The sequence below is a fragment of the Eubacterium sp. 3_1_31 genome, assembly GCF_964249515.1.
Taxonomy (GTDB): domain Bacteria; phylum Bacillota_I; class Bacilli_A; order Erysipelotrichales; family Erysipelotrichaceae; genus Longicatena; species Longicatena caecimuris.
The window spans coordinates 20087-41224 of sequence record NZ_CAXUBY010000001.1; the positions used below are offsets into that span (position 1 = coordinate 20087).

At 37.5% G+C, this 21138-nt stretch carries 15 protein-coding genes; 5 read left to right on the plus strand and 10 right to left on the minus strand.

Annotated elements, in window-relative coordinates; all coding sequences use genetic code 11:
* Window positions 1-81 precede the first annotated feature (81 nt).
* Entirely contained in the window at window positions 82-606 is a 525-nt protein-coding gene (locus ACESSZ_RS00115) for an NUDIX hydrolase (protein ID WP_117547567.1), read from the plus strand.
* A 126-nt stretch (window positions 607-732) separates the two neighbouring features.
* Here ACESSZ_RS00115 and ACESSZ_RS00120 read toward each other — a convergent pair whose 3' ends face one another.
* The 5 genes from ACESSZ_RS00120 to parE all read right to left on the minus strand — a co-directional run bounded on the left by ACESSZ_RS00120 (window position 733) and on the right by parE (window position 9788).
* Window positions 733-1101, minus strand: coding sequence for a DUF2500 domain-containing protein (locus tag ACESSZ_RS00120; protein ID WP_008688346.1), 369 nt, complete (start codon window positions 1099-1101; stop codon window positions 733-735).
* 21 nt (window positions 1102-1122) lie between these two features.
* Window positions 1123-3291, minus strand: coding sequence for a DNA topoisomerase III (locus ACESSZ_RS00125; protein WP_117547566.1), 2169 nt, complete (start codon window positions 3289-3291; stop codon window positions 1123-1125).
* Entirely contained in the window at window positions 3288-5087 is a 1800-nt protein-coding gene (locus ACESSZ_RS00130) for a MutS-related protein (RefSeq protein WP_117547565.1), read from the minus strand. Before ACESSZ_RS00130 ends, ACESSZ_RS00125 begins: the two co-directional genes overlap by 4 nt.
* A gap of 274 nt (window positions 5088-5361) precedes the next feature.
* Window positions 5362-7857 (minus strand): DNA topoisomerase IV subunit A, encoded by a 2496-nt coding sequence (gene parC / locus ACESSZ_RS00135; RefSeq protein WP_119983356.1) that lies wholly within the window; start codon window positions 7855-7857, stop codon window positions 5362-5364.
* A complete protein-coding gene (gene parE / locus ACESSZ_RS00140) occupies window positions 7854-9788 on the minus strand; it encodes a DNA topoisomerase IV subunit B (RefSeq protein ID WP_117547563.1) in 1935 nt (644 codons plus the stop codon). The genes parC and parE overlap by 4 nt, the downstream gene beginning before the upstream one ends.
* 215 nt (window positions 9789-10003) lie before the next feature.
* On the opposite strand from parE, the gene plsY reads away from it, so the two are divergent.
* The gene (plsY, locus tag ACESSZ_RS00145; RefSeq protein ID WP_008688340.1) at window positions 10004-10615 is read left to right on the plus strand and encodes a glycerol-3-phosphate 1-O-acyltransferase PlsY; all 612 of its coding nucleotides are present in this window, start codon (window positions 10004-10006) and stop codon (window positions 10613-10615) included.
* Between the two features lie 172 nt (window positions 10616-10787).
* On the opposite strand, the gene ACESSZ_RS00150 is transcribed toward plsY, so the two are convergent.
* Both ACESSZ_RS00150 and ACESSZ_RS00155 read right to left on the minus strand, forming a co-directional pair.
* Window positions 10788-11654 (minus strand): DUF4299 family protein, encoded by an 867-nt coding sequence (locus tag ACESSZ_RS00150; RefSeq protein WP_117547562.1) that lies wholly within the window; start codon window positions 11652-11654, stop codon window positions 10788-10790.
* Between the two features lie 70 nt (window positions 11655-11724).
* Entirely contained in the window at window positions 11725-13278 is a 1554-nt protein-coding gene (locus tag ACESSZ_RS00155; RefSeq protein ID WP_008688338.1) for an ABC-F family ATP-binding cassette domain-containing protein, read from the minus strand.
* Between the two features lie 223 nt (window positions 13279-13501).
* Here ACESSZ_RS00155 and ACESSZ_RS00160 point away from each other — a divergent pair, with 223 nt between their 5' ends.
* Window positions 13502-15868 (plus strand): HAD-IC family P-type ATPase, encoded by a 2367-nt coding sequence (locus tag ACESSZ_RS00160; protein ID WP_117547561.1) that lies wholly within the window; start codon window positions 13502-13504, stop codon window positions 15866-15868.
* A gap of 132 nt (window positions 15869-16000) precedes the next feature.
* Here the strand turns inward: ACESSZ_RS00160 and ACESSZ_RS00165 are convergent, their stop codons facing one another.
* The 3 genes from ACESSZ_RS00165 to ACESSZ_RS00175 are packed head-to-tail and all read right to left on the minus strand — an operon-like array spanning window position 16001 to window position 19287.
* Complete coding sequence (locus ACESSZ_RS00165) at window positions 16001-17206, minus strand: ABC transporter permease (RefSeq protein ID WP_008688335.1); 1206 nt, start codon at window positions 17204-17206, stop codon at window positions 16001-16003.
* Entirely contained in the window at window positions 17207-18343 is a 1137-nt protein-coding gene (locus ACESSZ_RS00170; protein ID WP_008688332.1) for an ABC transporter permease, read from the minus strand.
* Window positions 18344-18354: 11 nt separating this feature from the next.
* Window positions 18355-19287: an ABC transporter ATP-binding protein gene (locus tag ACESSZ_RS00175; RefSeq protein ID WP_008688329.1), complete on the minus strand. Its 933-nt coding sequence runs from the start codon at window positions 19285-19287 to the stop codon at window positions 18355-18357.
* 151 nt (window positions 19288-19438) lie between these two features.
* Between ACESSZ_RS00175 and ACESSZ_RS00180 the strand changes: the two genes are divergently transcribed.
* Together ACESSZ_RS00180 and ACESSZ_RS00185 are read left to right on the plus strand one after the other, a co-directional pair.
* On the plus strand, window positions 19439-20536 hold the full coding sequence (locus tag ACESSZ_RS00180) for a sensor histidine kinase (RefSeq protein WP_008688328.1): 1098 nt from the start codon (window positions 19439-19441) through the stop codon (window positions 20534-20536).
* Window positions 20517-21134: a response regulator transcription factor gene (locus ACESSZ_RS00185; RefSeq protein WP_008688326.1), complete on the plus strand. Its 618-nt coding sequence runs from the start codon at window positions 20517-20519 to the stop codon at window positions 21132-21134. Before ACESSZ_RS00180 ends, ACESSZ_RS00185 begins: the two co-directional genes overlap by 20 nt.
* Window positions 21135-21138 lie beyond the last annotated feature (4 nt).

A 21138-nucleotide genomic window follows, 5' to 3' on the forward strand; every position in this document is an offset into this window, starting at 1 on the left:
AATATAGTTGAGAAAAGATAAGAAAGCAACTTTTTACATATCATAATAGACTCACATTCATGTGAGAGATTGGAGAAAATCATGCAAAAAAAACGATCTTCGAAAACCCTTTATGAAGGTACTATCTTTACCGTTACAAAAGATGAAGTAGAAATAAAAGGATGTGTCTATGAACGCGACATCATCCATCATCATGGTGGTGTTGGTGTTTTAGCCATCAAAGAGGATAAGATCCTTTTTGTAAAACAATATCGTTACGCAATTGGTAAACACACCTTAGAAGTACCTGCTGGTAAATTAGAAAAAGGTGAAGATCCTTATACTTGTGGCTTGCGGGAATTGGAAGAAGAAAGCGGGCTTACTAGCCCTTTATTGTATCAACTATGTACCTTGTATTCTACTCCTGGATTTTGTAATGAAAAAATATATCTATATTGGACAGATCAGTTAACACAGGTAGAAAATCCCGCGCCTATGGATGAAGATGAAGATATTGAAGTTTTATGGATACCAATAAAAGAAGCTTTGCATATGGTTGAAACCGGAGAAATTGAAGATGGAAAAACCATTGTTGCTGTACAATTTGCCGCTATACATTTTTCCTAACTATACTAAGTTTTAAAGAAGAAGCATCCTTATAGCTAAAAAAAGAAGATTGCATACTATTATAAACATAGTTGCAATCTTCTTTTTGGATATTTGAAAGAGATAAACGATTTACACTCACCTTCATCAAACATTACGCTGAAAACTTAAGAAGCGCGTACCCTGAAATTGTAATTCACCTTGATCTTTTTCCGCAAGTTGTCCATACAATTTACCAGAAACGCGAAATTCTCTACGCTCACCATTTTCTAATTCAAAAGTGACGTAGTAAGTTGTTGTACTTGATGAAACTTTATCACCATTGCCATAATGATCTACATCTATGCGTTTTGTAACAATACAAGCACGATGCGTTTCTTGTTCTGCGTGATTATTACGCTGCCATTGTGCAATACCACGAACAATTGCCACCACAAAAATACCAATGACAATAACAAATATAATCCCGATGATGGCAGGTACGATATCAAATACTGGATCTTCCACTTCAAACATATGCTATTCCTCCTATCCAATCTATTTTTTTAATGCCGCTTCCCAAGCTAATTGAAACGCACTTTTTTCTTGTTTCACTGCCTGTTCCTGTTTACGCATATACGCTTTCAGCTCCTGCTTCCCTGCTTTATTGTTTTTTTGTTTCAACTGTTCATTAAAACGATCAAACTTCTCACGGAAACCACAGGTACACGTATATAAGCGTTTTTCTTTTTCTCCGACCACCGTCAATTTCTTATGACAGTTAGGACAACGAGCATTGCTGTTTAAGGTAAGATTTTGTTTATACTTGCATGCAGGATTGCTGCAAACCAAGCGTTTTCCCCGCTTCCCATTTACTTCCAACAAATAATTGCCACATTCCGGACACTTTTTCTGTGTCATATTATCGTGGCGATAACTGGCTTCGCTTTGTTTCACCGCTTCTACCAAACTTGCCGCATAGCTTCTCATCTCTTTCATGAACTGCTGTGGTTTTAACTGCTGTTGACTGATCTTTGTCAGCTTATCCTCCCATTGTGCCGTTAACAAAGGTGAACGCAATTGTTCTGGAACAAGGTTGATCAATTGGATACCCTTGCTTAAAGGATAAATGGTATTGCCTCTTTTTTCAATATAATTTACATGAAAGAGCTTTTCGATGATATCCGCACGAGTAGCTACCGTACCGATACCATTGGCATCTTCTAACACTTGTTTCCATTTTGCATTGTGAATAAATTTTGCAGGATGTTCCATTGCTGACAGCAAACTTGCTTCAGTATAACGAAGCGGTGGCTTTGTAAATGATTTCTGTTTGATGACTTGGCGTATCGCATAGTTCTGCCCTTGTTTTACGATTGGCAGACTTTGTATTTCTTCTTCCTCTTCCTCATCGAAAACATCATTACGCTGATATAAACTGCGCCAGCCTGCCTGCTTCATGATCTTCCCGCTCGCAAAGAAATGATGTTTATTGCAAGATCCTTCAATGCGTGTCTTTTCATATAGGCACACATCGGATAAAACCGCTAAAAAGCGGCGAATAACCAAATCATAGATACAACGTTCATCATGACTCAAACGCTGCAGCTCAACATATTCTTCTGTTGGAATGATGGCATGATGATCACTCACCTTGCTATCATCCACGATCCGCTTGTTTACCTTGATTCCCTTTTTTAAGATCGTATGCGCAAATGGCTCATAGGCATCAATGGCAATCGCTTGCAAACGCTCTTTTAATGTAGGAACGATATCTGCGGATAGATAACGAGAATCACTCCGTGGATAGGTTAATACTTTATGCGTTTCATATAAGCTTTGCATGAGATTTAACGTATATTTTGCACTAAAACCAAAACGTTTATTAGCATCACGCTGCAATTCCGTCAGATCATAAAGCTGTGGCGGCAATTCCTTCTTGCTGCTGCATTCTACTTTATCAATGGTGATATTCCCATGGGCTAAGGAATGCTGCAATTGCTCGGCCAATGCCAAATCAAATAAGGCCGCCTGCCCTTGCTTTCGATATTCCATAACAAAGCCATCCAGTTCTACTTTGATGGTCGCAAATTCCTTCGGCTGAAAGTGGCGAATTTCTTCTTCACGCGCAACAATCATCGCTAGTGTTGGTGTCTGGACACGTCCGGCAGACAGCTGTGCATTGTATTTGCAGGTCAATGCTCTGGTAACATTTAACCCAACCAGCCAATCAGCCTCTGCCCGACATACCGCACTTTTATATAAGGGCTCAAATTCCTTTGCAGGACGCAGATGGGCAAAACCTTCTTTGATTGCTTTATCCGTCTGCGAAGATATCCATAAACGTTGCATCGGCTTATGACAATTGGCCTTATCTATGATCCAACGAGCAACCAATTCGCCTTCTCTACCCGCATCAGTCGCAATGATGATCTGTGTCACATCCTTGCGTTGCAACAATGTCTTCACCAATCGGTATTGACGAGCCGTTTGTGAAATAACCTTAAGCTTCATCTTCTCCGGTAACATTGGCAGATCTTGCATATCCCATGTTTCATAACGTTTATCATATTCACTAGGATCTGCTAACTCCACTAGATGTCCAAAGGCCCAGGTGACCACATATTGTTTATTTTCCATATAGCCATCTTTGGCCATCGTACAACCTAAGACACGACCCAATTCTTTACCAACCGATGGTTTTTCTGCTAATACCAGTGTTTTCATTGCTCATCCTCCCAAAAGCCTGCCAGCTTCATTAATTGCTTTGCATTTGTTGTCTGACAGCGTCCTTGTTTCAAAGTATAATCAAAACAGATACGATCCTTTTCATAATACTCTGAGAAATGATAATTCTTTGCCTGTATTTGCTTATTGTTTTCTAAGTCACATAATTCAAAATCATGTGTAGACACCATGGTGATGATCCAAGGCTGATGCAATCGTTTGATCGCCTGAATGGCACACTGAATACGATCTGCGCTATTGGTGCCTTTAAAGATTTCATCAATTAACACCAGCATAGGCTCTTTTGTCTTGCTGGCATCCATCATTTCCTTAATGCGCAAGATTTCTGCATAAAAGGTCGAAATCCCTTCACTAACATCATCTTGCACTCGCATACTTGTATATACATGTACGATAGCAGAGCTACAAGTTTTTGCACATACCATAGCCCCGGCATGTAATAAGATCATGTTCATCCCAATCGTTCGTAAAAACGTCGTCTTTCCCGACATATTACTACCCGTAATTACATAAGAACCATCTTTTGCAGCAAAGTTATTTTTGACTGCTTCCTGCTCTTGTAATAACGGATGGTGCATGCCCTCCATAGTAAAGGATGGCTGTTCTTGTACAAGCAGTGTAGGAAATGTCACCGTATCTTTGGCATAAGACAATTGCGCAAGGGATACCAGCATTTCCATCTGACCAATCGCTTTTAGCCATGTTTCTACATGAACGCCATATTTCTGCCGCCAGTTGTGATAAGCTCTGGCACAGTGAAAATCTAACAAGAAACAACCGTTCAATAAAATATTCATAATAAAATTATTACGTGCCTGAACAAACCCTAATAAGATATTCAGGTGGTTCATGCCTTGTTTGGCATCTTGTAAACGTTGCTGCAATTCCAAAAGATACGCACTATGAAAGCTTGTTTCCTGCATTCTTTTAATCATACGTTCATAATCCTTCATCAGCTCTTGCATCTTTCCAACCGTTGCCAGTTGTTCACCATGCGATAGCGTAGCCAAAAGTGAAATACATAACGATAGTGTAAAACCAACACTAAATAGTAGATAACTTTTGCCTAAAAACGCCATTCCGATCGATCCTAATAAAGTGATACAAGGCAAACCATAAGATAACAAATGAGCCAAGAGCGACTGGGGTTTGCTTGCTTTTTGTAAATCCGCGTAAAATTTCTCTAATAGGCGTTTTTTTCGTTTTCGCCCATGCTTTTCAAATAACTTTAACAACTGAACCATTTCCATCGTGAATGCTTCCTGTTGTACGCACTCCTTCACCGCTTCTTGGCGTTTTAAAATCGTTTCTTTAGCAACGATTTGCCAGCTGAATGCAGCAGCTAAGGCAGCTCTTCCTTCTTCGGTTTTCGCGACACTAAGATACTGAAATAAACTAGCCTTGCCAAAGATATCTAAATCGTATGCCTGTGTGGTTTTTTCAGTAAGAAAATCACTGCCCTCATCCAAGAAGTTTTTCCAATCATTCCCTTTTCGTTTTACGATATCTTCATATGCTTCCTTTAACAGCTGCGTATCTTCCATCGTGCTTTTTATTTCCGTATGTTTATAAACAGTTAGAAAAAATACACATAAAACAAGGCCACAGCCTCCATACCATAGCCATCCTGTATCTTGATACCCCTTATAAAAACAGTATATAAACAATACTACTTCCAGCAATCTTATAATCGAAAATTGATGCGATTGCTGTTGCATCCGTGTAAATTTTTCTGTTAATTGTTTTATTTTTGTTTGAATATATGCGGCGTCCATGATAAAACTCCTCTCTCATAGGTATCATTATACCATATTCACCCTGTGATGATGGTATGGAATTGCCTATTCTGCAAAATTAAAAGTTCTTTGTGAATTGCAGGGATCATTAGAAATACGATGTATCTTTGGATATCACAGGTTTCTTTAAGATTCATTATTTCATTATCACTATCGTAATTTTCACGCAAAAAAATAGAACTCTAGTCGTAATCCCTATGAGTTCTATTTTTGCTAATCTTCGTTTTTACATATACAATCGCTTTTTTATGCTTTATTCAAACAGTGATAAAGCTTCAAAATCTTCTTCTTCCACTTCTTCCTGTTTAGGTAGCTCACGAAGTTCTACTTTAGGAAGTTCTTTTAACAAATAGAAATCCGTAATTCCCTTTAACATAGCAGAGAACGTTGCATCCTTTGCCATAAGTGGAATGTCTTTTGAAACTACCTTATGGATCTCACTATTTGCAATCACGATTTCATCATTTAAGTCATGTAGACTGATATAAGCAATGTGATATGGTTTGGATTTTACTTTTTTACATAGCATACTGCCTTTGGTAGGCCGCCCTGTTACATCGATATCTGTCAGCTTCATACGTTTGCATGCACAATCATCACTAAAGACAACCAGCTGGCGATTATCATTGTTATAAATCAGGGCACTCGCAATTTCATCCTCAACCAAATTCATCGCTTTTACACCTTTTGAACGTGGTGAAGTTGCCGGTATCAAAGATATTGGATAGCGTGTAATATAACCTTTTTTGGAAGCAATCAAAATCTCATCTTCTTCATATGCTACATATGTCTGTACGACTTCATCATCTTCCAACAGCTTCATATTGCTCATGGTTTTATTGTTGCGTGATACCTCATATTCACAAATTGCGGTTTTCTTGACCAAGCCATGGCGGGTAATGGAAATCATATACGCATTTGTTTTAAAATCTTTGACAATAAAAGCATCTGTTATTTTTTCATCCGATGTTATTTTAATCTTTGAATTGATATGCGAACCGATTTCTTTCCATTTCGCATCATCAACTTCATAGACCGGCACATATCCATACGTACCCTTAGAGGTAAAGAAGAGGATGTTATCTAACGTATTCACTTCTCCATAACCAATCAAATGATCGCCTTCCTTAATGCCCGTCATTGCATCATTTGCTGCACCATAACTGCGCATCGACACGCGTTTCACATAACCATCGCGAGAAATTGTGAACATGACTTGTTCTTGTGGAATCATGGCAACCTTGTCAATGACAATTTCCTCGATTTCATGTTCGATTTTTGTTAAACGTGGCGTAGGGAAAGCTTTTTTCACTTCTTTTAATTCCGCAACCATCACTTTCTTTAATTTTTTCGGATCTTCCAGAATTTCATGCAGTTCTTTAATTTCCGCTTGCAAATTAGCAAATTCTTCACGCAACTGCGTGATATCGGTATTTGATAAGCGATAAAGGCGCATTGTGACAATTGCTTCCGCTTGTGGTTCACTAAAACCAAATGCTTCAATGATCTTTACTTTGGAATCTGCTTTATCTTTACTAGAGCGAATCAAGGCGATAATTTCATCTAAAATAGATACTGCTTTGATTAAGCCCTCTAAGATATGACAGCGTTTTTCTTTTTTATCCAGATCAAAGGCACTGCGCCGTAAAATAACTTCACGGCGATGGGCAATAAAAGCATCTAGCATCGCTGCCAAGCCCATTTGAACCGGACGTTTATCCTTTATGGCAATCACATTATAGTTATATGATACCTGAAGATCGGTATTCTTATATAAATAATTCAAAATAAGCTGGGCATCGGCATCCTTTTTCAAATCAATGACGACTCGTAATCCATTACGATCACTTTCATCACGAACATCTAAGATACCATCAATTTTTTTATTCAATCGAATGTCATCAATCTTTTTTACCATGTTGCTTTTGACAACTTCATAAGGAATTTCATGCACAACAATCTGTTGTACCGTCTTTGTTTGCTCTATCGATACCTTACTGCGCACCATGATACGTCCTTTACCACTTGTAAAGGCATCTTTGATACCATCTAATCCCTGCACGATACCTCCGGTAGGAAAATCAGGGCCTTGTACAAATTCCATCAAATCATCCAATGTGCAATCTGGATGTTGAATGCGATATATGCTGGCATCAATACACTCTCCTAAGTTATGAGGTGGAATATTGGTCGCATAACCGGCTGCGATACCGGTAATCCCATTTACTAAAAGGTTGGGATAGCGAGCAGGCAATACGGTAGGTTCCATTGCTGTATCATCAAAATTAGGAGCCCAGCTAACAGTATCCTTATCAATATCTTGCAGCAGATATTCACTGATCTTACCTAAACGCGCTTCGGTATAACGCATAGCCGCTGCCGGGTCATCATCAATAGAACCATTGTTCCCCTGCATATCAATCTGGGGTGTACGAATTTTCCAATCTTGTGACATACGCACCATCGCATCATATACCGAAGAATCCCCATGAGGATGGTAATTACCAATAACCAAACCAACGGTCTTCGCACTTTTTCGATAGGCCTTATCCCATGTATTGCCATCCACAAACATAGCATAAAGAATCCTGCGTTGTACAGGTTTTAAGCCATCACGTGCATCTGGCAGAGCACGTTCCTGAATAATATATTTTGAATAGCGACCAAAGCGATCCCCCATAATTTCTTCTAAAGGAGATGTCAGAACATTCGCATGATCAACAGCTTCTTCTACTGTTTTTTTCTTCATCGGTTATGCACCTCCACTTGATAATTATCTTCCAGGGTAAAGGAAACATTTTCCTCAATCCAGTCACGGCGTAGATTTGCTTTATCTCCCATCAATACGGAAACGCGCTTTTCAGCCACGACCGCATCTTCAATGCTTACCTGAATTAGGGTTCTAGTTTCCGGACACATGGTCGTATCCCAAAGCTGATCGGCATTCATCTCACCAAGACCTTTGTAACGCTGTAATGTATAGCCTTTGGGAAAGTTCTTACGCAGCTGATCTAATTCTTCATCTGTCCATGCATAACGCATTTCTTTTCCCTTTTGTAATTTGTATAAAGGTGGCATAGCAATGTATACCATTCCTTTTTCAATCAATTCACGCATATAGCGATAAAAGAAGGTCAGTAACAAAATCTGAATATGTGCACCATCATCATCGGCATCGGTCATGATGATAACTTTATGATAATTGGAATCTTCCGCATGGAAATTTGCCCCAACACCGGCACCTAAGGCATGAATGATCGTATTTAACTCTTCATTCTTTTCAATATTGGTAATACTTGCTTTTTCTGTATTTAATACCTTACCTCGTAAAGGTAAGATTGCCTGATATTTAGAATCTCTTCCCTGCTTCGCACTGCCTCCGGCAGAATCACCTTCGACTAGGTATAATTCCTTTTTGCGAGCATCCTTGGATTGTGCGCTGGCCAATTTACCGGAAAGGATCTTTTCACTCTTCCCTTTGGATTTTCCCTTACGGGCATCCTCACGTGCTTTACGAGCTGCTTCACGTGCTGTGCTGGCACGCTGCATTTTTTTGATCAAGGTTGTCGCAAGCTCTTTATTTTCTTCTAAGAAAAAGTTTAATTTCTCACTGACAATGGAATCTACCGCATTTTTCGCCTCCGGTGTTCCTAATTTACCTTTGGTCTGTCCCTCAAATTGCAGCAGATTTTCCGGTATGCCTAAAGATAAAATAATCGTTAATCCCTCACGGACATCGCTGCCTTCAAAATTCTTTTCTTTTTCTTTTAATAAGCCATTTCTTCTTGCATAATCATTGAATACTTTTGTAAAGGCATTACGTGCCCCAGTTTCATGGGTACCGCCATCCTTTGTACGCACGATATTAACAAAAGAAAAGATATTTTCCTGATATTCATCCGTATATTGAAATGCACAATCTACCTTAATCCCATTCACCTCTCCGCTAAAGGCAACTGGTTTATGGAAGGTTTGTTTATCTTCATGTAAATATTCCATGAAAGCGACCAGACCTTCTTCATAATGATAGACTTCTTCACGTTCTTTACCTTCACGTTCATCTCTCACCACTAAACGCAGACCTTCTAAAAGGAACGCATCTTCTTGTGCACGTTCGGCAATCTGTGAGAAAGAAAAACGCGTTGTCGAGAAAATTTTCTTATCTGGCATAAAACGTGTTTTACTGCCTGTTTTATTCGTTTTCCCAATTACTTCTAATTTCCCGATTTTCTTGCCGCCATTTTCAAAACGCATCTGATAGATCTTGCCATCACGATAAACACTGACTTCCATCCAAGAACACAATGCATTTACTACACTGGCACCTACACCATGTAAACCACCACTTGTCTTATAGCCACCCTGTGAGCTAAATTTACCACCGGCGTGCAAGACGGTATGGATGACCTGTAAGGTAGGTACTCCACTCACATGCATATCCACCGGCATACCGCGACCTTCATCTTCCACACAGATCACACCATCTTTTTCAATCGTTATCTTTATAGTTTCTCCAAAGCCGTTTAATGCTTCATCAATGGAGTTATCGACAATTTCCCAAACCAAATGATGCAAACCTCTACCATCCGTAGAGCCTATGTACATACCGGGACGTTTCCGTACGGCATCAAGTCCATCCAGAATCTGTATGCTGCTTCCATCATATGTCTTCTCTGCCATACAATCACCTCTTCCTCTCTTATTTCTTAAATTTACCTTGTTTAGTTTATCAAATTCTCATACTGAACGCAAACAAAACTCATGGTATTTACTAAACAACATTCTAATTATATACGAATTTTTTAAAAAGTGTCGTTTAATTTTCGGCTTTTTCTTTTCTCATAACGTAAATGATGATAAAATAAACGCATATAGAAAGTTATTGAGGTGACATTATGAATATGTATTGGATCTTATATATTTTATTAGGATATTTGCTTGGTTCCCTGCCATTTGCTTTGATTATTGGGAAACTCTTTTATAAAACAGATGTAAGAAACTATGGTAGTGGGAATTTAGGTGGTACCAATGCAGGACGTGTACTTGGTAAAAAAGCAGGCATCTCTGTCATTGCTTGCGATGTCCTAAAAGTTGTCGTTGCGGTTGGCATAGTATCATACTTCGATCGCGAAGCTAGTATTTGGGCCGGTTTTGCTGCTGCATTTGGACATTGTTATCCTATTTTTGCAGGATTTCGTGGTGGCAAGGCAGTGGCAACCATGTTTGGCTTTTTATTAAGCACTTCTATCTTTACCTTTCAAAGTGCTTGGTATGTCATCATTCCTTTTCTCTTTTTCCTTGTTGTTTTATATCTAAGTAAAATGGTATCGTTGTCTAGCATGATGGCTGCACTTATCAGTAGTCTTTACATTACATATAGGCAATTTGATAGTAGTATTGAAATTATCATTGCCAGCTGGTTATTGACGATTTTGGTGATTTATCGTCATCGCTCTAATATTAAAAAAATCGCCGACGGAACAGAAAATAAGATATCATGGTTGTAAAACGAGCCTTTTCACGGTTTCGTTTTTTTTTAATAACTTTCTCATAAAACCTCATACCTTTTACTTTTTCCCATGAGATAGTACAAGAAAATGATGTTGAACATTCCGAAACTTTTAAGTCAAAAAAAGTGATATTTGTACAAACTTCTCAAATACCACTTTTTAAATGTAACTATCTTTTCATAGCTATACCATAGGCATCAATAAGGGATTGCATTTCTTCAGCTGATTTGCCATACAACACTCTCGTCTTGGCATCATAGCGTTCCTGTTCTTCTAATTGAAGTACTTTAACAGCTGTTTCATAAGGAAGCTGTCCCATAAAACGTTCTTCTTCATAATGATACATGGATAAATACCATTCATGTACTTCTAATTCCTCATTGGTTTCTGCATCACGCATCTGAAAGGGAACAATCGGTTCTAAAGGAAGAATGGAATCTACATCGTTTGTTAATGTATAAACACCCAAATAGCCGCCATCTGTTTTCTGATAAATATGTGGTCTAGCATAATATAAATCTCTGCTTTGGCGATGATGCAGAAAAGCAGCAAAATTGATTTGCATCTCTTCCAAATCTTGCTCATCATAATATATTGGATGTAAGGCGCTAAAGAAACAGCCATCCGTATGCTTAGCTAAAAAATCACGCAGGCACTCATTGGAAAAAATCTTAATATTTTCTCTCATATCAGCAAGATCACTAGTTTTCTGTTCAACACCATCCTGCTCATATTTTTTTAATTTCCAAAGCTTTGCTATACGCGCAATGATATCATAAAACATATCCACTTCTTCGCGCGCAGTAGGTAGCAACAGACTTAATCTTAGGCAAGCGCTATCCTTTTCATCCCAAACCAGAGAAATACCTCTGGCAATATGCTTTGGATCATATAAGATCATATCATTTGATATTTTATCAGGAACTAATATCCAACTTTCCGAAGTACCATAAGCAAACTGTCCATTCGTAATATCTGATAATGAAATTGCCTTTTTGAAAAATCCTTTTTGTTTCAAACATACATCAACACTCATGTTATCCCTCTTTCATATATTTTCATGCTTCCATCTAAAGCTGCATCATCAAATAAGTCACTTCCATGATCTATAATATTTTCGTTGTCCAATCTTCCAAATTCCAAACTTCATCTACCAGATCTTCGTAAAAATCTGGATCATGAGAAACTAATAAAACACTTTGATGATATTCCTTTAACGCACGTTTTAATTCTTCCTTTGCATCAACATCCAAATGATTGGTCGGCTCATCAAGTACCAAAACATTACAAGGACGATTCATCAATATACACAGACGTACCTTTGCTTGTTCACCACCGCTCAACACACACATACCAGATTCGATATGATCTGTCGTTAAACCACATTTAGCTAAAGCAGCACGTACTTCTCCATTTGTATATGCCGGATATTCTTGCCAAAAATAGTCCAATGCACTGATACCTGTAGCGACTTCTTCCTGCTCAAAAAAGCCAATTTCCGCAAATGGATCTACTTCTACATTCCCTGATACTGGCGGTAGTAATCCTAATAAAGTTTTTAACAATGTCGTTTTGCCTAATCCATTGACTCCCTTGATTGCGATTTTTTTATTACGTTCAAAGTTTAGATGCAACGGACGACATAATGGTTCCCCATAACCGATAACCAACGCATTTGTTTCAAAAACGATTCGTCCAGTGGTACGTGATGGTTGAAAACCAAATACCGGTTTTACCTTTTCTTTTGGCTTTGTGATAATATCCATCTTATCTAATTTCTTCTGGCGCGAATGTGCCATATTTCTAGTTGCTACTCTGGCTTTATTGCGTGCAATGAAATCTTCAAGATCTTCAATTTCTTTTTGCTGCTTGCGATAAGCAGCTTCTAATTGCCGTTTTTTTAAGGCATGTTGTTCAAGGAAATAGTCATAATCCCCCACATATCGTGTTAAAACGCAATTTTCGACATGATAGATAATATTGACAACCTGATTCAAGAATGGGATATCATGAGAAACTAAAATAAAGGCATTTTCATAATTGCAAAGAAAATTGGTTAACCATTGTATGTGATTTTCATCCAAATAATTGGTTGGTTCATCTAAAATTAGAATCATCGGATTTTCTAGCAATAATTTGCATAATAAGACTTTAGAACGTTGACCACCAGATAACATGGATACATCTTTTTCTAAGCCGATATCCATTAACCCCAGACCTTGAGCAACCTCATTAATCTTCGTATCTATCATATAAAAACCGCTATGTTCTAAAATATCCTGTAATTCACCGACTTCTTGCATATATGCTTCCATTTCTGTATCGCTGCAATCGCTCATTTTTTCATACAGGTTCATCATTTCCTGCTCTAAATCAAACAAATGTGCAAAGGCATCCTGTAAAACATTCTGTATGCTCTTCCCTTTTGTTAAAACCGTATGTTGATCCAAATAGCCTACGGTAATACGATTGCACCATTCTACTGTTCCCTCTTCGGGAACTAGCTTGCCTGTTAAGATATTCAAAAAGGTTGATTTTCCTTCGCCATTTGCCCCAATTAATCCAACATGTTCTCCATTCAACAAACGAAATGATACATCCTCTAAAATTTGTCGCCCGCCAAAGCTATGAGATACATGGGATACATTCACAATACTCATACCATTCCTCCATTATTCATTACTTTCTATAACATCTTTTGCTTGATTAGTATAGCATGCTTTTCCCCTTCCCAACAAGTCTTAAAAGCATGTACAAACTGATATGAATGCTCTTATTTTGCTATTCTTTAGATTTCTTAATGAAAAGTTCGGGTAAAATTACGAAAGCGTAAGAGTATTTTAAAAAGAAGTTTGTTATAATAATGATAAGCGAGGTGATTGCATGACAGAAGTAAAGCATGCAGAAGAAACCGTCGATTTACAACATGGTCTTTCTCATGAGCAAGTTGCTAAACGTGTTGCAGCAGGGTATGTAAATGTACAAAATGATCGTATCACTAAAAGTTATCAGGAAATCTTTAAGGATAACCTGTTTACCCTTTTCAATCTCATCAATGCGATACTTGCCGGAATGATCATTTTCATCGGTTCTTATAAAAATTTGTTATTTCTCGGTGTAGTTCTCTCTAATTTAGTCATTGGGATTCTACAAGAAATTCGTGCCAAGCGTGTTTTGGATAAACTTTCTTTAATCACACAACCGTATATTCGTGTTTTACGTGATGGTGAATTGAAGGAATTGCATATGGACGATCTGGTGCTTGATGATATTACCTATTTACATACTGGATCACAAGTGTGTGCGGATGCTATCATTCGTGAAGGCAAATTAGAGGTAAATGAATCCTTAGTGACCGGAGAATCAGATATTATCCTTAAGAATGTTGGAGATTCCTTATATTCAGGAAGCTTTGTCGTTAGTGGAAATGCAAAGGTACAAATACACCATGTAGGCAAAGACAATTATGCGCAAACCATCATGGCAGATGCTAAGACATTTAAAAAGCATAAATCGCAGCTTCGTGATTCAATTAACTTTATCATCAAAACGATTGGTATCGCCATTATCCCCATCGGTATATTATTATTTAGCAAACAATTGTTTATTACAAAAACTCCGTTTGCAGATGCCGTTGTTTCTACTGTGGCAGCATTATTAGGAATGATTCCAGAAGGCTTAGTACTTTTGACGAGTGTTGCCCTAGCTGTTGGCTCTATAAATCTAGCAAAACGTAAGACCTTAGTACAAGAATTGTATTGCATAGAAACACTGGCTCGCGTTGATACCTTATGTTTAGACAAAACCGGCACCATTACAGAGGGTAACATGCGCGTAGAATCCATCATTTCCTATGCGAAGCATCCCTATGCTGCGGAAGATATTTTAGCAAATATGATGGAAGTTTTAGACGATGACAATTCAACTGCTATGGCAATTCGCAAATATATCAAAGGGAAAAGTAACACCTTTACATGTATTGAAAAATTATCTTTTTCCAGTGCACGTAAGCTGAGTGCTGTCACATTTAAAGAAAATGGCACATATGTGTTAGGTGCCTATGAATTTGTTAATGGAAACCAAAACGCTGCATTACAAAAAGAAATAGCCGAACAGGCAAGTTTGGGAAATCGTGTCTTAGTGTTGGCACATAGTGATGTTGCCATTGAAGAAGAACGTATTGATAAAAATAATACGATAATAGCACTGCTTATCTTGAGTGATCCGATTCGTGAAGAAGCACCAAAAACTTTGGATTATTTTCTTTCACAAGGTGTTGATGTAAAGATTATCAGCGGTGATGATCCGCGCACTGTTCACGAAATTGCTCATAAGGCACATTTAAAAAACTATGATAAATATATTGATGTATCTACCCTGTCGGATGAGGAGATATTTGATGCGGTAAAAACATACACGGTTTTTGGACGCGTTAGCCCAATGCAGAAAAAGCTGATGATCAAAGCTTTAAAAGAGCAAGGACATGTTACTGCCATGATTGGTGATGGTGTGAATGATGTTATGGCGTTAAAAGAAGCTGACTGTAGCATTTCCGTAGCACAAGGTAGTGAGGCAGCAAAAAACATAGCCAACCTTGTTCTGCTTGATAATAATTTTGCTAATATGCCCGTGATCGTTGATGAAGGAAGACGTGTCATTAACAATATACAACGTGCAGCATCCTTATTTCTAGTAAAAACGACCTTTTCAACCATCCTCAGTATTCTGACACTGTTCTTTATCCAACGTTATCCATTTGAACCGATTCAACTGACCTTAATTTCTTCTTTGACGATTGGGATCCCTTCTTTCTTCTTAGCTTTAGAAGCCAATCATGCCAAAGTGAAAGGCAACTTTTTATTAAATGTCTTAGGACGCGCATTGCCAGGAGCTTTATGTGTTGTCTTAAGTATCATTTATGTTAATATCCTATCTTTACTCATGCCGCTTACACCAGATGAGATGTCAACGATGTGTGTGTTGTTAACGGGAGCAAATGGCATTATTGTATTATATCGTGTCTGTATTCCATTTACACGAAAACGTTTTATCATCTTTACCTCAATGTCCATCTTCTTTATCCTTGGCATTGTCTTCTTCCCTAGCCTATTCTCCTTGGTTCGCTTAGACTATCTGCCATTCCTTTGTACAATCGGCGGTATTGCCGCAATCCCATTTGTTATGGATTTCTTCTTTCGCTTCTCCCATTACTTTAAATTAAAACAACGCATCATCAATATAGGTAAATAAACTGAAAGGTTTCTTGTTTTCACTCTTGATTTCAAACACTTCTCATCGCTCTTCTTTGTCTAGATTCTAAAATAATATGATTTACGAGGAATGGAAAACAGCCGTGTCTTGTTACAACGGCTGTTTTCTCATTTATGCTTTATTATTATCAACAAACTCATCTTGTGATCGATGTTTACGCATGATGACAAGACCAATAAGGAAGAAAGTAACAGCAAATAATGATAAGACACCATATGTCTGCCACACTTTCGTCCAAGTCCCTGTATCCACCTGCATTTGCGAAGTCAAAGCATCATTTAAGTTCACATACCAATACGAAGGTAATAGCTTCGCAAACGTGAGAATGCCACTAGGAATCAAATGCTGGGGCACAAAAGCTCCTCCTAGGAAACTGAACCCTAACGATACAACATTGCTAATGCCATTCATCACATCTTCTACATAGCGCACGGTACACGTAAGCGCTGAAAACATAAATGCTAATGTTACCGTCATAATAGCAAATAGTAATGAGTTCAGTAACAATAACATACCACTAGTATTCATCATGACATCTCCATTAAAGATAAAGATAACAACGATCATGATAAGCCATATTATAATACCAAACAAAATATTCGATAACACTAAAAAGGAATTCATATGCAAACTGGAAGTAGGTGATACACTGTTTCGTTTCAAGATTTCTGAACGATATACACTATGCATGGTTAAACCAACAACCATTAATATGATAGCCAATAGCACATAAGACATATAATTAAAGTACATGCCTCTTGTGACCACTTTCATATTTATGCGTTCACCACTTGATAGTTGCATTTTACTTTTGACTTTTAAATCTGCATCTGCCCGCTGTTTTATTTGTGTTAAGGTTTCATTCGGAAACTGTGCTTGATATGTGTACACCCGTTGCAAATAAGCATTCATCTGTTGTTTTAACATCATTCCCTGCGCACTGTCAGGCCGTTGTGCAACATCTAGTAAATTTTCTTTCCCTTTGCGAAAAGCATGACCAAATCCCTTGGGCACCTGCACAACCGTATCTACCTCATCATAAAACAAAGCATCTTGTATTTCAGAAGTGCTGCTGCCTACCTGCTTTATTTCTGTCTTCTCATGCAGATACTCCTTTAGTAGGGCACTTTCAGCAGATTGATCATGATCAATGAAGGCAATGTTCGTTTTCACACTCTCATAAGCGTCTGGCATACTATTATTCGTTTGCATATAGGCTGTAAACAAACCAAAAACAACCGTAAAGATAACCAGATACGTCAAAATGCTTGTTTTTTTATCATAAACGATTTTGAAGTATAATTTCACGATATTCATTTACTGCACCCCCAAACTCTGATAGCGTGTTTTACGCAAAGAACGATAACAGATGAGATAACATAACAGAGAGAATATCAATAAAGAAAACAGATTCAGATAATAGCGTTCACCTACTCCATAATAATATAACGAATATAAGGCATCCGTAACCATGTTAACAGGATTAATATATGCCAAGATAGGAGCATGTACCTGAACCAGATATTTCATCTGAACCATCATCATACCTGCCAGAAAACTTCCCAACATAGTAATAGAGGTCAAAACACCGGTTTTGGTTCCTATATCTTTTTGAGGTAATAAAATTCCAATTAACAGTCCTAAACCATTGCCGGCAAGAACACCCATAAAGATGGCCAAGACAACAAAACCTAATTGGTTACCAAAATCCACTTGTAAGATCGTATACATATAGAAGAAAACGATGCTTAGAATGGTCATTTGAAAGACAATGTTTAAAAAGAGATCAATAAACAAATTTAATCCTTTATGTGTTGGTGCAATTGCTATACGAGCAGCCGTAGTGCTTTGATTTGCCTGCAAGGAATACATGGAATTAATTGCCCAATAGCCTCCAAATAATGCATTCATCGCTAATAAAGTATAAAAGAAGATACAGGATAGATTCGTATTTTCCTCATTGTTTGTTTTGATAAAATCATGCGTATTGGTAAACGTCTGCATAAGTTGTTCTGGGGTACTGCCGGCTGCTAACAGCTGCATGGCCATATGCTCATTTTGGGTATATTCATCAAAGAAATTTTGTGTCATCGTCTGTTTGATTCCGGTTTCTTTAACTAAGATGGTTGTTTCATCACCAATCGTGATCATCGCGTCTACATCGCCCTTTTGCAGTAATTGTTTTCCTTTTTTTGTTGAGACTTCCTGCACCTTAAACATTGGCGTATCTTCCATTCGCAAGGATTTGAGTGTCTTTTGCAAGGTGGTATTCTTTTGATAAGCAGTATTATCAATCATCGCAATGGAAATTGTTTCAAATGTTGTTAGGTCATATGCATGACGCAACACCGCTCCAAATAGCGTTGTCAAGATAAGTGGAAAAAGCAATGTCCAAAACATCAAAGGCCGATTCATGAACATACACTTTGCCCGGTATTTTAAGATATGCAACATAAGCTTCCCTCCTAATCACGCAACTGTTTGCCTGTGATTTCCAGGAAAACATCATTTAGCGTTGGTGTTTGCGAATAAACTTTTCCATAGCTGATATCCTCTTGAGCAAAATAATCCATCAGATTCAGCATATTCCGCTTACCCTCCATAAATTTCACCTGCAGTGTATGCGAATGATAAGAAACATCGTATACATTTGCTATACCCTTTATCTCTTCTATCTGTCTTAGCGATATGGTCACCTGTTCCACTTCTACTTTTTCTTTCAACATGATATTCGCCTTTAATTCTTCCTTACTGCCACTGGCAATCATTTTGCCTTTATCCATAATGATGATACGATTACATAGTTCTTCTACCTCTTCCATATAATGAGAAGTATAAACGATTGTCGCTCCTTCGTTGTTTAAGCGGCGTATTCCTTCTAAGATAGCATTACGACTTTGCGGATCTACGGCTACGGTCGGCTCATCCATAAAGATCAGCTTTGGCTTATGTGCAATACCACAAGCAATATTCAAACGTCGTAATAATCCTCCACTTAATTTTCCTGGTTTAAACTTACGATATTCATCTAACGCCACAAAAGCAATCGCTTCATCAACTAATTTTTTGCGTTTTGCTTTATCACGTATATATAGTCCACAGAAATAATCAACATTATCCTGGACATTTAATTCATGAAAAACTGCTACATTTTGCGGAATGATACCAATATCTTTTTTACTATCATAAGCATCTGGTGTCATTTCTTTATCAAATATTTTAATCTCACCTTTATCAAAACTCAACAAAGATAGCATGCAGTTAATAGCTGTTGTCTTACCACTGCCATTTGGGCCTAATAACCCTAAAATTTCACCTTCTTCTACTTGCATATTAAAATGATCTAACGCAATAACATCCTTATAACGTTTTACTAGGTTTCTTACTTCTATGATCATATGTGATTCCTCCCTTTGCATAGCTACAGTATACGAAAGTTTCATGCGCAAAAACAGTGTATATCTTCACAACCGCATATGACAGATGTCATATTTTCATTTGTAACTAATAAAAAAGCATGCTAAAATCATAGTATATCGGAGGATCATCATGAATATCTTATTAAACGATCTATTGCTACTCTTTATATCTGTTTTATTTCTCATATTTGAAGAGATTGATGTTTCTACAACCACAGCACTTCTTTGTGCTATCATTTTAGCGGCAACCTCTTATTTATATTCAGATAAAAGATGGACATCTTTATTACGTTTATGCTATTTGATTTTAACTGTATGGAATAGGGCTTTTTTTTATACGCTCCCACTTTTATTTTATAATGCTCCGCTATGGAAACAAAAAGAATTAAACATTCCATGCGTATTGCTCTATTTGTTACCCATGATCTTTCATTTGAATTTTCATTATCTTGGATTTGATTTATTATGGTTATTAGCCATGCTGTTTTCTTTGTTATTAAAACAACAAACACTTTCGCAGCAGCAATTGGAACAGGATTATAAAAAACAGCGTGATACATCACGTGAACTAGCGATGATCTTAAGTGAGAAAAACAAAAATTTGTTAATTCAACAAGAACAAGAAGTACGCATTGCCACCTTAAATGAGCGCAATCGCATTGCTCGTGAAATACATGACAATGTGGGGCATCTTCTCAGCAGTGCCTTGTTACAAATTGGCGCTATCCAAGCCATCTTTACGCAAGAAGAGTTACAAGAACCATTAACAAATCTTCGCTCAACCATTTCTACCAGCATGGACAGTATACGAAGCAGCGTTCATAATCTCCATGATGATGCATTGGATCTTCAAGCGGCACTACAAACACTGATACAAAATTTCACCTTTTGTAAGGGAAATTTCGTATATGATGTAACACATTCCATGTCACAAGAAATGATTTATCATATCTTAGCTATCGTAAAAGAATGTATGAACAATACCATGAAACATTCCAACGCAACTGTCTTTACCGTTACTCTTCGAGAACAACCTACGTTTTATCAGCTTATCTTAACCGACAATGGGACTTCTATCAAAAAACAAGATACGGGGATTGGTTTAAAAAACATCCGCGAACGCGTGGAAACCATGCATGGCTTTTTAAACATTCAAACAGAACAAGGATTTTGTCTTTTTATTACTTTGCCAAAGGAGGAAATAGCGCATGAGAATATTAATTGTTGATGATGATGCACTGGTATGCAGTTCATTAAAAACTATTTTAGAAGCTAAAAACATACAAGTAGATGCTATTGGGAATAGCGGTGAGGAAGCAATAGCGTTATACCGACAATATCAAAGCGATGTATTGTTAATGGATATCCGAATGGAAAAGATGAATGGCGTAGAAGCTAGTGAAGCTATTTTAAAAGAATTCCCACAAGCGCGTATTTTATTTCTGACGACCTTTAGTGATGATGAATATATCGTAAAAGCTTTAAAGCTAGGTGTGAAAGGCTATATTCTGAAACAAAATTTTGATAGCATCGTATCTGCTTTAGAAGCCGTTTATGCTAACCAAAACGTCTTTAATACTGAAATTATTGAAAAATTACCTGATTTACTAAATAATAGAGATACAGCAAAAGAGCAATATGATCTAAATGATCGTGAGCAACAGTTTATTTCTTTAGTAGCTAATGGATTGAATAATAAAGAAATTGCTGAGACCTTGTTTCTTAGTGAAGGTACGGTGCGTAATTATTTAAGTAACCTTTTAGATAAATTAGGATTGCGTGATCGCACACAACTGGCTATTTTCTTCTATCAGCATCTAAAATAAAAAA